Annotated in this window: 12 protein-coding genes; 11 read left to right on the top strand and 1 reads right to left on the bottom strand. The window is 61.1% G+C overall.

Going from position 1 to position 13,164, the window contains the following annotated elements; translation table 11 throughout:
* The first annotated feature begins 167 nt into the window (after positions 1-167).
* The 10 genes from hpt to tatC all read left to right on the top strand — a co-directional run bounded on the left by hpt (position 168) and on the right by tatC (position 12,357).
* Positions 168-683, top strand: coding sequence for a hypoxanthine phosphoribosyltransferase (hpt, locus tag CAY53_RS04400; protein ID WP_245874883.1), 516 nt, complete (start codon positions 168-170; stop codon positions 681-683).
* A gap of 45 nt (positions 684-728) precedes the next feature.
* The gene (gene elbB / locus CAY53_RS04405; RefSeq protein ID WP_104936100.1) at positions 729-1,385 is read left to right on the top strand and encodes an isoprenoid biosynthesis glyoxalase ElbB; all 657 of its coding nucleotides are present in this window, start codon (positions 729-731) and stop codon (positions 1,383-1,385) included.
* A gap of 113 nt (positions 1,386-1,498) precedes the next feature.
* A complete protein-coding gene (locus CAY53_RS04410) occupies positions 1,499-3,094 on the top strand; it encodes a potassium/proton antiporter (RefSeq protein WP_104936101.1) in 1,596 nt (531 codons plus the stop codon).
* A gap of 89 nt (positions 3,095-3,183) precedes the next feature.
* Positions 3,184-4,014 (top strand): zinc metalloprotease HtpX, encoded by an 831-nt coding sequence (htpX, locus tag CAY53_RS04415; protein WP_104937433.1) that lies wholly within the window; start codon positions 3,184-3,186, stop codon positions 4,012-4,014.
* Between the two features lie 198 nt (positions 4,015-4,212).
* Positions 4,213-5,655, top strand: coding sequence for a sodium:proton antiporter (locus CAY53_RS04420; RefSeq protein WP_104936102.1), 1,443 nt, complete (start codon positions 4,213-4,215; stop codon positions 5,653-5,655).
* A gap of 205 nt (positions 5,656-5,860) precedes the next feature.
* The gene (gene rd / locus CAY53_RS04425) at positions 5,861-6,025 is read left to right on the top strand and encodes a rubredoxin (protein ID WP_104936103.1); all 165 of its coding nucleotides are present in this window, start codon (positions 5,861-5,863) and stop codon (positions 6,023-6,025) included.
* 700 nt (positions 6,026-6,725) lie between these two features.
* Entirely contained in the window at positions 6,726-9,380 is a 2,655-nt protein-coding gene (gene pepN / locus CAY53_RS04430) for an aminopeptidase N (protein WP_104936104.1), read from the top strand.
* Between the two features lie 154 nt (positions 9,381-9,534).
* Positions 9,535-10,710 (top strand): ATP-grasp domain-containing protein, encoded by a 1,176-nt coding sequence (locus tag CAY53_RS04435; RefSeq protein WP_104936105.1) that lies wholly within the window; start codon positions 9,535-9,537, stop codon positions 10,708-10,710.
* Complete coding sequence (locus tag CAY53_RS04440; RefSeq protein ID WP_104936106.1) at positions 10,710-11,465, top strand: esterase family protein; 756 nt, start codon at positions 10,710-10,712, stop codon at positions 11,463-11,465. Before CAY53_RS04435 ends, CAY53_RS04440 begins: the two co-directional genes overlap by 1 nt.
* Positions 11,466-11,592: 127 nt before the next feature.
* The gene (gene tatC, locus CAY53_RS04445; RefSeq protein WP_245874884.1) at positions 11,593-12,357 is read left to right on the top strand and encodes a twin-arginine translocase subunit TatC; all 765 of its coding nucleotides are present in this window, start codon (positions 11,593-11,595) and stop codon (positions 12,355-12,357) included.
* Here tatC and CAY53_RS04450 read toward each other — a convergent pair.
* Complete coding sequence (locus tag CAY53_RS04450; RefSeq protein WP_104936108.1) at positions 12,347-12,763, bottom strand: 2-thiouracil desulfurase family protein; 417 nt, start codon at positions 12,761-12,763, stop codon at positions 12,347-12,349. The genes tatC and CAY53_RS04450 overlap by 11 nt on opposite strands.
* Before the next feature lie 11 nt (positions 12,764-12,774).
* On the opposite strand from CAY53_RS04450, the gene CAY53_RS04455 reads away from it, so the two are divergent.
* On the top strand, positions 12,775-13,137 hold the full coding sequence (locus CAY53_RS04455) for an FtsB family cell division protein (RefSeq protein WP_104936109.1): 363 nt from the start codon (positions 12,775-12,777) through the stop codon (positions 13,135-13,137).
* The last annotated feature ends 27 nt before the right edge of the window (positions 13,138-13,164 follow it).

Here is a 13,164-nt window from a genome sequence, read left to right on the forward strand (position 1 = left end):
GTTTATTCAATGAAATAAAACGTTCATATTTTTTAACCCACGCATTTTGGGGCCTGCAGCCCCCCGGCACCCAGGGCCTTGTCTTCCCTGCCGGCTGCGCTGCTGCCTGGAAGACAAACGGGCCCTTCGTTTGGCCCCCTGACGAAGACTTTGCCATGCCTCTGACCATGCAGAGAGTGATTGAGCAGCGCAGGCTTGCGGCCCGGGTGACGGAACTGGGCGCGCAGATCAGTGGAGATTATGCCGGCCAGGAGCTGGTGTTGATGGTCGTGCTGGGCGGGGCCTTTGTTTTTGCCGCCGACCTGTGCCGCCAGATTACGATCGACTGCCGCATTGATTTTCTGCGTGTGGCCAGCTATGGCGCCGGCACCGAATCTGCAGGCACGATTCGTCTGGTGCAGCCGCCGTCCCATCCGGTTGCCGGCAGGAACATTCTGCTGGTGGACGACATCGTGGACACCGGCCTGACCATGGCATGGCTCAGGCACTATTTCCGCGGACAGGGTGCGGCATCGGTCCGCCTGTGCGCGCTCATCGACAAAAGGGAGCGCCGCCGGAGCGGCTTTGAACCGGATTATGTGGGTTTTGCCCTGGATCAGGGCTTTCTGGTGGGTTATGGCTTGGATTTTGCCGAGAGATACCGTAATCTGCCTGCCATATACAATTTGCAGGAGCAGGGCTAGTCTGCCCGCTTGCCTGCCCAGCCTGCACCACTTCGGGGGTTTATCATGTCGAAAAAGAAATTTGCCGTTATTCTGGCGGGTTGTGGTCATCAGGACGGTTCGGAAATTCACGAGGCCACACTCACCCTGTGGGCCATTCACAGGCACGGCTGCGATTTTTCCTGCTTTGCCCCGGACATCGGGCAGCATCACGTGCTGAACCACATCAATGGCCAGGAAATGGACGAGAAGCGCAACGTGCTCATCGAAGCGGCCCGTATTGCCCGTGGCCAGATCGCCCCACTGGCCACCTTTTCGCCGGCCGGCGTGGATGCGCTGGTACTGCCGGGCGGTTTCGGCGCGGCCAAGAATCTCTGCTCCTACGCCTGGGACGGTCCGAACTGCACGGTTCAGCCCGATGTGGCCCGGGCCATCCAGGCGGTGCATCAGGCGGGCAAGCCCATTGGCGCGCTCTGCATCGCGCCGGTGATAGTGGCCAGGGTTTTGGGCAATGGCGTGATGCTCACCAGCGGCCAGGATCAGGCTACGGCCCAAAATCTGCTTGCCATGGGTGCGAAGAATCAGCCCACGAGTTATGGCGAGATCGCGGTGGACAGGGCCAACAAGATCGTCTCCACGCCCTGCTATATGCTGGATTCCCGGATCGACCAGGTGGCGGACGGCATTGACAGGCTGATTGGCGCGCTGCTGGAAATGATGTAGGAGAAACAGAACCACGGTGCAAAAGGCCCAGGTCTCGGGCGAAGGCCGTTTGCATCCCGCGCACGGGCCGTGTTATCCGGCCCCGCCCGACCTTCGATCGGGGAGAGGTGCTTTTGGTTGAAATTCTGCTCCTGCTTTCGCTGATTATTTTTTCCTGCGTGTTGTTGAGCAGGATCTCCAGCAGAATCGGCGTTCCCTCGCTGCTGGCCTTTATTCTTTTGGGCATGTTTTTTGGTGCCGACGGTCCTCTGGCCATTAACTTCGACAACTTCGAGCTGGTCAGGGACGTGTGCACCTTTGCCCTCGTGTTCATCATGTTTTACGGAGGGTTCAGCACCAACTGGCGGCAGGCCCGCCCCGTAGCGGTCAAAGCCTTTCTCCTCTCGTCCTTGGGCGTGGTGCTGACAGCCGCGCTGGTGGGCCTGTTCTGCCATTTCGTTCTGGGCCTGGAACTGATGGCGAGCCTGCTGCTGGGTTCGGTCATTTCCTCAACCGATGCGGCTTCGGTTTTTTTCGTGCTGCGTTCGCGGCGGCTGCATCTCAGGGACAACACGGCTTCCCTGCTGGAGGTGGAAAGCGGCAGCAACGACCCCTGCGCCTACATGCTGACAGCCGCGTGCATTGCCTTCATGCAGGGCGGAGCCAGCGCGGGCGGCATTGCCCGCATGCTCTTTGCCCAGATCGTCTATGGCCTGATTCTGGGCGGCCTGATCGCCCTGTCCGTCCGATGGCTTATGCAGCGGATGAAGATCAATGTGGACGGTTTTGATGCCATACTGATGGTGGGCGTAGCCCTGTTCGCCTATGCCGCGCCCGAGGCCGTGGGCGGCAACGGCTACCTTTCCGCCTATGTTGTGGGCCTGATTCTGGGCAACACCGGTTCCTACGGCAAGAAGCATCTGTTCGGCTTTTTTGACGGCTTCACCGGCCTCATGCAGATGGGCGTCTTTTTTCTGCTGGGTCTGCTTTCCTTTCCGTCGGCCCTGGTGCACTGGGCCTTGCCCGGCCTGGGCGTGGCGCTCTTTCTCACCTTTGTGGCGCGGCCTTTGGCCGTGGCTCTGCTGCTGACGCCACTGCGCAGTTCGCTGGCCCAGCAGATGGTGGTGTCCTGGGCCGGGCTGCGCGGGGCGGCTTCCATCGTATTCGCCATTATGGCCCTCATGGCCGCAAACATCGAGCAGGGACTGTTTGACGTGGTCTTTGTCATCGTGCTCTTTTCCATTCTGCTGCAGGGCTCCCTGCTGCCCTGGGTGGCCGGCAAACTGGACATGATCGACGCTGGTGGCGACGTCATGAAAACCTTTACCGACTACTCCGAAGAAGAGCCGGTCCAGTTTATCCAGTTTAAAATTCCCGATGGCCATCCGTGGAGCGGCCAACTGCTTAGGGAGGTGCGTTTGCCGCCCGGGACCCTGGTGGTGCTGTTGAAACGCGACGGGAAAAACATTATTCCCAATGGGGAGACGCCGTTGCTGGCAGGCGATTCCGTTATCCTCAGCGCGGCGAGTCCCACGACAGTGGCCGGCATTTACCTGTCCGAAGTCCGCTTGGACAACTCCAGCGCGTGGTGTGGCAAGACCCTGGCCGAGCTGCCGCGGGAGAAGAATTCTTTGATTATCATGGTGCGCCGCAGCAAACGCATTCTCATCCCCAACGGCCAGACGCGTCTGGCCGCAGGCGATGTGCTAGTGCTCACCCGGCTGGAATGAGCCGCGCCTCTGTCTTCCGCCTGACGGCAGCGTGCCGCGGGCAGTACCGTATGATTGCAACGGTGATTGACCCCATTCAGGAGCAAACGATGACAAGTACCGCAAAAACCTTTCTGTTGATGGCTGCGCTGACCGCGCTCTTCATGTTCGTGGGTAGCGCGCTGGCCGGCCGGCAAGGCATGATCCTGGCCCTGTTCATGGCGGTGGGCATGAATTTTTTCGCCTACTGGTATTCGGACAGGCTGGCGCTCTCCATGAACGGCGCGCAGGAAGTTTCCGAGAGCGAAGCGCCGCATCTGCACGCCCTGGTGGCTGAGCTGGCCAATCGGGCCGCTCTGCCCAAACCGCGGGTTTACGTGGTGCAGAGCGACACACCCAATGCCTTTGCCACGGGCCGTGACCCGGAACATGCGGCGATTGCGGTCACAAGCGCCATTATGCAGGCCCTGAACCGGGATGAACTCGCCGGCGTTTTGAGTCATGAACTGGCGCATATCAAAAACCGCGACATCCTTATCAGCTCGATTGCCGCAGTCATGGCCGGCGCGATTGCCCACCTCACCACCATGGCCATGTTTTTCGGGGGCAGCCGCGACAGCGAAAACAGCAACCCGATTGCCGCTCTGGCGGCCATGATTGTCGCGCCCCTGGCCGCCAGTCTGATTCAGTTGGCCATTTCCCGCAGCCGGGAATATCTGGCCGATGCCACCGGCGCCCATATCTGCGGCCGGCCGCTGGCCTTGGCCAGTGCGCTGGACAAGCTGACGCATTACAATGAGGCCCATCCCATGAACGTCAATCCGGCCTCGGCCCAGATGTATATCGTGAATCCCCTGAGCGGCGGCCAGCTTGCCGGCCTTTTTTCCACGCACCCGCCCATGGCGGAACGCATCCGCCGGCTGCGCGGGATGCGGCTCTGATTGCGGCGACTGGCGGCAGAGCGGCGCCCTGTCCGCTTCGGCCGGGGCGCAGGCATGAAAACAAACAGGTGATGGCCTGTTCGCAAAACGGATAGGGTAGAGGAGCAGGATAAGCGCTGAATTCTGATAGGTAAGCGGACCGTACTGCTCCTCAAGGCAGTTGATTAACCGAAATGAAGGACACGAAGGGGGTACAGCATGTCTGCATTACGAGGAGGAACCTTAACTCTGTTGGCTGTACTGGGCACGTCATGTCTTGCACCGGCAGCAGCCCTGGCCTCGCCGGGTGCGCAGCACAGCATACCCGGGGCGGAGCTGCCGATCTACTGGGTCATTCCCTTTGTCTGCATGCTGCTCTCCATAGCTATCGGGCCCCTGGCGGCGCCCCATTTCTGGGAACGGCATTTCGGCAAGGTCTCTGTTTTCTGGGGCATGGCCTTCCTCGTTTCCTGCCTGATCGTGTACGGCCCTGCTGTGGCCCTGTACGAATTTCTCCACATTATTCTGGCCGATTACATCCCCTTCATCGTGCTCCTGTTCGCCCTGTTTACGGTGGCTGGCGGGGTGCGTCTCAAGGGCGTCCTGGTGGGCACTCCGCTCGTGAACACCGCTCTGCTTGCCGTAGGCACCATGCTGGCCAGCTGGATGGGCACGACCGGCGCGGCCATGCTCCTTATCCGCCCGCTTTTGCGCGCCAACGCCCACCGCAGGTACCGGGCCCATTCCGTCGTGTTTTTCATCTTTCTGGTGGCAAATATCGGCGGTTCGCTGACGCCGCTTGGCGATCCACCACTCTTTCTGGGCTACCTCAGGGGGGTCAGCTTTTTCTGGACCACGACCCACCTTTTTCTCGAAGCCGTACTGGTAGCCGCCATTCTGCTTGTCCTGTTTTTTCTCACAGACACCGTGCTCTTCCACAGGGAAGGCCGTCCCGCCCCGCCGGCGAACCCGGACGAAACCCGGGAAAAGCTGGGACTTGAAGGCAGCGTCAACCTGCTGTTCCTGGCCGGGATTGTGGCGGCGGTGCTCGTTTCGGGCATGTTGAAGCTTGGGGTCTGGATTGAGGTGAAGGGCGTGGCCATCGAGGGTCAGAATCTCCTGCGCGACTGCGTACTGCTGTGCATCGCGGCGCTCTCCTGGAAGTGCACCAGCATGGGCTGCCGTGAACGCAACAACTTCTCCTGGGGGCCCATCCTGGAGGTTGCCAAGCTGTTCTTCGGCATCTTCCTGAGCATGATCCCCGCGCTGGCCATCCTGCGGGCAGGCACCGACGGTGCGCTTGCTCCGCTCGTCAATCTCGTCTCGCACGAGGGGCGCCCGATCAATGCCATGTACTTCTGGCTGACCGGCGCACTTTCCAGCTTCCTGGACAATGCGCCGACCTATGTGGTCTTTTTCAACACCGCAGGCGGGGATCCAGTGCGGCTCATGGGCGAGTGGGCCAGTACCCTGGCGGCCATTTCGGCCGGCGCCGTCTTCATGGGCGCCAACACCTACATCGGCAATGCGCCCAACTTCATGGTCCGCTCCATCGCCGAAGAGCAGGGCGTGCCCATGCCGAGCTTTTTCGGCTATATGGTGTGGTCCGTAGGCATTCTGTGTCCGATTTTCGCCCTGATGACCTGGATATTTTTCATGTAAGTCCGGACGGCAGGCGTATACAATGGCCCCGGGGCCTGGCGCAGCTTTGGTCCGGCGCTTGCGGGCAGCGCGGCGCAGTGCATGGCATTCGGGCTTTCCGGGCAGGCGGCAGACCCTGTGTCGCCGGGTTGGCCGCCCGCTCCGGAAGTTTGGAGAGCAGAGGCAGCAGCAACAGCAGGAAGACACTCACCCACGGAGGAAAAAAATGAAAAAGTATCAGTGCGACGTTTGCGGTTATGTTTACGACCCGGCAGTCGGGGATCCGGATGGCGGCATCGCCCCGGGAACCGCCTTTGAGGATATTCCAGCCGATTGGGTTTGCCCGGTCTGCGGTGCCGCCAAGGACGACTTCAGCCCGGTGGAGGACTGAAATCTGAAAGCCCCGTTGCGGCTCTGCCGCACTGGCTTGACTGCGGAACAAAAGGGCGGCGTCTCAAAAGGACGCCGCCTTTTTGCCGCCCTTTGGCAGGTCTTGTTTTGGGGCAGGCCTTTTCTTGAGCGCCGTGCAACTGGCACGTTTTGCGGGCGGCATAGGCCGTGCGGCAGCGTAATCCGGCAGGATGGCAGGAGTCTTTGGTGGCGGCATTTTCCCTGGGATCAGCTTTCAGCATCTCGAAAGCAGGCCCGTGCCGGCAGTGCGGCGGCTGAACAGGAGGCTGACACCCTTTTCCTCTGCCAGTGCCCCAATGTTTTTAAGCGGGCGCTTCAAGCGGGCCTGCAACTTGAATGCCCAGGTTCTTTCTCTCCCCTTCTTTTGGCAGAGCGCACTAATTTGGGAGTGGAACCGAAAGCGATCTGCTATAGTCCATCCCTGCCGCAGGCATGCCGCTGGGTTCGTGCAGCTGCGGACACCGAAGCGGCAATGCCCAGGCTTTTGCAGCACCGCCCTGAACTCCAGAGGGTCTACAGTAAATGCAGCCTGCCCATGGGCTGGAGGCCATGGCCTTGGGGCAGGCCAGGATGCGGCCCGCGGGCAGCGAAGAACAGATGCCTGCCCGTATCAACGCCTGCGCGCCGCCTTGCCGCAGATGCTCCGGCTCTTTTGCGAGCCGGATTTCAAGGACTGAAGCATGAACAAGAAAACCATTTACCTGAAAGATTATCTGCCGCCGGCCTGGCTGATACCCGAAACCGAGTTGCGGGTGACGCTGGCTCCTGAAGACACGCAAGTCGAGGCCATTCTGCACTGCAAACGCAATCCGCACAGCAAAGAGCCAAACGCGGCCATTGTGCTGAACGGGGAGCGGCTGCAGCTTGAGCGGCTGGCGCTGAACGGCCGGGATCTGGCGGCCCGCGAATATGGCTATGCGGAAGGGCTTTTGAGCATTCCCGTGCAGGCCGACGAATGTACGATTGCCAGCACGGTGCGTATCAACCCCGCCGCCAATCTGGAACTGGACGGCCTGTACCGCTCGGCAGGCAACTACTGCACCCAGTGCGAGGCCGAGGGTTTTCGCAAGATTACCTTCTTTCCGGACCGGCCGGACGTGATGAGCGTTTTCACCACCACTGTGATCGGCGAAAAAACGGCCTGCCCGGTGCTGCTCGCAAACGGCAATCTCAGGGAGCAGGGCGAACTCGCAGGGGGTCTGCACTTTGCCACCTGGCACGATCCCTTTCCCAAACCCTGCTACCTCTTCGCGCTGGTGGCGGGCAATCTGGTGGCGCTGGAAGACAGCTTCACCACGAAGAGCGGCCGCCGGGTGGCGCTCGCCATCTATGTGGAACCGCGTAACGCGGGCAAATGCGGTCACGCCATGGCGGCGCTGAAAACCGCCATGCGCTGGGACGAGGAGCGTTTCGGCCGGGAGTATGATCTGGACAATTTCAAGATCCTGGCGGTGGACGACTTCAACATGGGCGCAATGGAGAACAAGGGCCTGAACGTGTTCAACTCCAAGTACGTGCTGGCCCTGCCGGAAACCGCGACCGACACGGACTTCGACAGCATCGGGGGCGTGATTGCCCACGAGTACTTCCACAACTGGACCGGCAACCGCGTCACCTGCCGCGACTGGTTCCAGCTCAGTCTGAAGGAAGGCCTGACCGTGTTCCGCGACCAGGAATTTTCCTCGGACATCGCCTCCCGGCCGGTCAAGCGCATCCGTGACGTGAACCTCATCCGCTCGATCCAGTTTCGGGAAGATGCCGGGCCGATGGCCCACCCGGTGCGCCCCGCATCCTTTGTGGAAATCAACAATTTCTACACTGCCACAGTGTACGACAAGGGGGCGGAGCTTATCCGCATGATGCACACGCTCCTGGGTGAAGCGGGCTTCCGCAGGGGCATGGATCTGTACTTTGAGCGCCATGACGGTCAGGCCGTGACCTGCGACGACTTCGTGGCCGCGCTGGCGGATGCGAACCACCATGATTTCACACAGTTCAAGCGCTGGTACAGTCAGGCCGGCACGCCGGAACTCTTTGTGACGAGCCGCTATGACGCGGCAGGCGGGCGGCTCCTGCTGCGACTGCGCCAGAGCTGCCCGGCCACACCGGATATGGCGGAGAAAAAGCCCTTTGTCATCCCGCTGGCCCTGGGGCTGCTCGCCAGGGACGGGCGGGAACTTTCCTTCAGCCACGCGGGCCGGAAGAACCCGGCCTTTCTGACCATCACCCAAAAGGAGCAGGACTTTGTGCTCGATGAGGTGGCCGAGGAACCGGTTCTCTCGCTTTTGCGCAATTTTTCCGCACCGGTGAAGCTGCACTTTGACCAGAGCGACGAGGAGCTGTCCCTGCGCCTGGGATACGACCGCGATCCCTGGGGCCGCTGGGATGCCGGTCAGCACCTGGCGCTGAAGGCCCTGATGCAGGGTATCGAACAGTTCCGGCAGGGGCACCAAAACATCACTCTGCCGGATACTCTGAAGCACGGCATGGCGGCGCTGCTGGACGACGAGCGGGCAGATGCGGCATTCCGCGCCGTCAGCCTGGTCCTGCCCACTGAAAACTGGATTGGCCAGCAGATGGCGCCCCTGGATCCGGAGGCGGTCTTTTGGGTACGGCAGCGGCTGCGGGCACTGCTCGGGCAGGAACTCCGGCCCGCCTTCCTGCGGCATTACGAAGCCCTGGGCAAGGCGGCGCACAGGCCCTATGTCTACACCACCGCCGAGGCCGGCCGGCGGGCGCTGCGGAACATGTGCCTCGACTACCTGCTCTGCTGCGCGCCGGAGGCTCCGGCGGATGCGGACATGCTGGCCCTGGGCGAGCGCCAGTACCGGGAGGCGGACAACATGACCGATGGGCTCGCCGCCTTAAGCGCCGTGGTCAATGCCGACCGTGAGCGCGGCGATGCCCTGCTGCAGGATTTTCTCGCCAAATGGCAGACAGACCCCCTGGTCATGGACAAGTGGCTCTCACTGCAGGCCGCCTGTCCTCTGCCCGGCACGCTGGCGCGGGTGCGGGCGCTCCTCAGGCATCCGGTCTTTGACCTGAAGAACCCGAACAAGGTGCGCGCCCTCGTTGCCAGCTTCTGTGCACTGAACCAGCGGCAATTCCATGCCAGGGACGGCGCAGGCTATGAGTTTCTGAAGGCCATGGTGGCGAAAATCGACCGCTTCAACCCGCAGATCGCCACCCGCATGGCCGCGCCCTTCACCCAGTGGCGGCGCTATGACGCAGACCGGCAGCAGGGCATGCGCGCGCAGCTTGAAGAGCTGTTGCAGGCAGAGGACATTTCGGATGATCTCAAGGAGTTGCTGGAAAAATCTCTTTGGGAGGGGTAAGATTTTTTAGAAAGTCATATTTTTCCCGGCCCGAATTGCCAGCGGGGGACGAGATGAAGGGCAGGATAGGCTGTGAGCGGGCGGGAAGAGGGCCCTCCCCTCACAGGGCGGGCCGGGGAGAAAAGATCGAACTCCGAAACGAAGGAGGAAAACCATGAACTGCATCTTCATTTCACCGCATTTTCCGCCGCAGTATCATCATTTCTGCCAGCAACTGAAGTTTGCCGGTGCCAACGCGCTGGGCATCGGTGATGCGCCCTACGACGAACTGAAGCCGGCGGTGCGCGATTCGCTCACCGAATATTACCGTGTGAACCGCATGACCGACTATGAGGAGCTTTTGCGGGCCTGTGGCTATTTCACGCATAAATACGGCAAGATAGATCGTATTGACAGCTTGAACGAGTACTGGCTTTCCACCGAGGCCAGGCTGCGCGACGACTTCAACGTCTACGGCCTCAAAACCAGCGATCTGCCTGCGGTACGCCACAAATCGGAGATGAAAAAGCGCTTTCAGGAAGCGGGCATTCCCGTGGCGCCGGGCCGGGTGGTGGAGTCGCTCGCCGACGCCAGAAAGCTCGTTAAGCAAATCGGCTATCCGGTGGTGGCCAAGCCGGATGCGGGCGTGGGCGCCCACCACACGTATCGTTTGGACAACGACAAGGATCTCGTCCGTTTTTTCGAACGCAGGCCCGACGTGGACTGCATCATGGAAGGCTTTGTCTGCGGCCAGATCCATTCCTTCGACGGCCTGGCGGACAAGAACGGCAAGCCGGTCTTCCTGACTTCCCACGTGTTCAGTCAGGGCATCATGGAGACCGTGAATGAGGGCCAGCACCTGTCCTACTATTCGGTGCGCCGCATTCCGGCGGTCCTGCACAGGCAGGGCATGAAGTGCCTGGAGGTCTTCGATGTGCGGGAGCGCTTCTTTCACATCGAATTCTTCAAAACCGACAAGGACGAGTTTACCGCCCTGGAAATCAATATGCGACCGCCGGGCGGCTTTACCACCGAGATGTTCAACTATGCCTGCGACATCGACATCTATCGTGTGTGGGCCGAGCTGCTGGTCAGGGGCAACAACCAGCTCGACTTCGAGCGCAGGTACTTCTGCGGCTACGCGAGCCGCAAGGAAAACATCCGCTACCTGCACAGCCACGAGGAGATCATCGAGCGGTACGGCGCGGACATCTGCCAGGTCAACCAGATTCCTGTCGTATTCTCCGGTGCATTGGGGGAACTGGGCTATATCTTTCGCACCGAAAAGACGAGCCGGCTGCAGGAAATCATCCGCTTCATCCACCAGACCGGCACAAGGCAGGAGGCCTGATGTACGTCGAAAACCATCACTGGGACAGCCCCAGTCTGTCCAGAAACATGCGGATCAGGGAATATGGCCACCTGGGGGTGCCGATCGTGGTCTTTCCCTGCTCCCTGGGCCATTATGACGACTATGAAGGCATGGGCATGGTGGACGCCATCAGTGACTTCATTGATGGGGGCATCATCAGGCTCTTCTGCGTGGAAAGCGTGGATGCAGGGACCTGGTTCAACTTCGGCGTGGCGCCTGGCGAACGCGACCGCCGTTATCAGGAGTATGACAGCTACATGGTCAACGAGGTGGTGCCCTTCATTCGCGAGCGCTGCCGGCAGCCGGAACTGCGCATCATGACCAACGGGTGCAGCATGGGCGCGTATCATGCGGTCAACCTCTTCCTGAAGCATCCCGACCTCTTCGCGGGCTGCCTGGCCTTGAGCGGGCTCTATCGCCTGGATCGCCGGGAGTTCGGCATGCAGGCCGGCGATATGGAGCAGGTGTACTTCAATTCGCCCATCCACTATCTGTCCGGCATCGGTAATCCCTGGTATCTGGACTGGTATCGCAAGAGCGACATTGTGCTCTGCGTCGGCCAGGGCGCATGGGAAGAGGCCTGCCTCGAGGATACCCGCAGCATGGCGGAGATCTTCAGGGAAAAACAGATCCCGGCCTGGGTGGATTTCTGGGGTCACGACGTGGATCACGACTGGCCCTGGTGGTTCCGGCAGATGCGCTATTTTCTGGGCAGTATCTACCGGGAGCCCTGACACGCCGGGGCCCCGGAATGCGGCATGGTGCGGGCAGCCCGGCCTTGCGGCCCGGCCCGGCTTTTGCTACTTTCAAAGGCCTTGCTGAAACAAAGTGAGGCTTGGGCCACTCCCGGACGCACGCGCCATGACCATCAACCGAAAAGCCATAGTTCTTTTTCTGCAGGAGCTTAGAAGCTCCGTCCGGCAGCTCGCGCTGGCAATCGTCTGCTGGACCCTGCTCATCTTTTTGTGGTCAGACCGGCTCCTGCCCGTGCTGCAGGCGCATGTGGGTGGCAAACTGTATTTTTTTTCCGTGGCCGAGCCGTTTCTGGCCCACGTCAAACTGTCTTTTTTTACGGCGCTCTTTGTACTGATGCCGCTGCTGCTGCGCGCCCTGTGGCGGGCCCTGGCCCTGCCTTTCGGCATGAGCACGCTCAGACGCGCCGTTTTTACCGTGGCGACCACCATCCTCTTTTACAGCGGCGCACTCTTCTGCTATCAGTTGACGCTGCCCTACGGCATCCAGTTTCTTCTGGGCTTTGGCGGTGAAACCCTGACCCCTGCCATCTCGATCAACCGCTTCGCCAATTTCATCTCCATCTTCGTGCTGGCCTTTGGCCTCCTGTTCGAGCTGCCGGTGTTCATGATTTTCTGTACGAGCACGGGGCTGGTGTCCTGCGCCACCTTTATGCGCCACCGCCGCTATGCCGTTTTGATCATCGCCATTCTGGCCGCAGTCTTGACACCTACTCCGGATGTGGTCAATATGGCCCTGATGGGTTGCCCCCTGTATTTCCTGTATGAACTGGGCATTGTTCTCATCCGCATTTTCCGGCTGGACCGGAACGCGCGGGCGGCGCGGGCGAAACAGGCGCCCACTGAGGAGGGACAGGTGGGCCTCAAAAGCTGATAATCCGGATGCCCGCCTGCGCCAGCAGCGCCGCAGCGACGCCAATGCCTGGCGCCTCGCTGCCGCAGGACGGGCTGTCGGCCTTGAGCAGGGCCAGTTCTATCCGCTGCATGCGGGCCAGGGCCAGGGTCATGCGTGCGCCTTGGATGAAGGCGGCGCTCAGATCCCGGCCGTGGATATCCAGCACCCGGGCTCGGGCGGCCAGCACATCATGGCCGTTGCCGCCCAGGATGCTGGCCGCCGGCCTGGGCGTGGGCAGGCCCCCCAGTTGTTCGGGGCAGATCGGGAGATACGGTCGGCCCGCCAGCGCATCCAGGCAGGCATCGTTTCTTTTGCACCTGCCGTCATAGCGGGTGCAGAGGCCGAGCAGGCAGGCGCTGACCAGGCAGGGTGCTTGGGTTTTCATGGGAGAAGGCAGTGAAGGTGTGGACAAAGCAGAGGCGGCGTACCGGCCGGGGCTTCAGAAGGCAGCAAAATGTCGACCGGGCCGCGGCGCGCCGGGCGTTCTGGATGCTCGCGGGCTTCATGGGCATACTCTTCCTGGCCTGGCTGCTCTTCGCGCCGGGCGGCGGTCTCGTGTCCTATCTGAAGGCCAAAAGGGAACTGGCCGGTATACGTCAGCAAAGTACGGAATTGGAAAAGAGCAACGCCCTGCTGCGCCAGGAAATCGGCCGGCTGAAAACGGATGAGGCCTATCTGGAAGATGTGGCTCGCAGACAGCACGGCCTTTTGAAGAAGAACGAGCGCGTATACGAATTCAGGAAAAAGGAAGGCAGGTAGGCTGGGTCGGGCATCACACGGATGCCC

Source organism: Desulfobulbus oralis (assembly GCF_002952055.1).
Lineage (GTDB): Bacteria > Desulfobacterota > Desulfobulbia > Desulfobulbales > Desulfobulbaceae > Desulfobulbus > Desulfobulbus oralis.

What these genes read in the sequence shown, in the direction of transcription:
- CAY53_RS04450 (WP_104936108.1), bottom strand. Translation starts at nt 12,763, where the DNA reads ATGAAAACCCAAGCACCCTGCCTGGTCAGCGCCTGCCTGCTCGGCCTC.
- CAY53_RS04435 (WP_104936105.1), top strand. Translation starts at nt 9,535, where the DNA reads ATGAACTGCATCTTCATTTCACCGCATTTTCCGCCGCAGTATCATCAT.
- CAY53_RS04440 (WP_104936106.1), top strand. Translation starts at nt 10,710, where the DNA reads ATGTACGTCGAAAACCATCACTGGGACAGCCCCAGTCTGTCCAGAAAC.
- tatC (WP_245874884.1), top strand. Translation starts at nt 11,593, where the DNA reads ATGACCATCAACCGAAAAGCCATAGTTCTTTTTCTGCAGGAGCTTAGA.
- CAY53_RS04420 (WP_104936102.1), top strand. Translation starts at nt 4,213, where the DNA reads ATGTCTGCATTACGAGGAGGAACCTTAACTCTGTTGGCTGTACTGGGC.
- htpX (WP_104937433.1), top strand. Translation starts at nt 3,184, where the DNA reads ATGACAAGTACCGCAAAAACCTTTCTGTTGATGGCTGCGCTGACCGCG.
- pepN (WP_104936104.1), top strand. Translation starts at nt 6,726, where the DNA reads ATGAACAAGAAAACCATTTACCTGAAAGATTATCTGCCGCCGGCCTGG.
- hpt (WP_245874883.1), top strand. Translation starts at nt 168, where the DNA reads ATGCAGAGAGTGATTGAGCAGCGCAGGCTTGCGGCCCGGGTGACGGAA.
- elbB (WP_104936100.1), top strand. Translation starts at nt 729, where the DNA reads ATGTCGAAAAAGAAATTTGCCGTTATTCTGGCGGGTTGTGGTCATCAG.
- rd (WP_104936103.1), top strand. Translation starts at nt 5,861, where the DNA reads ATGAAAAAGTATCAGTGCGACGTTTGCGGTTATGTTTACGACCCGGCA.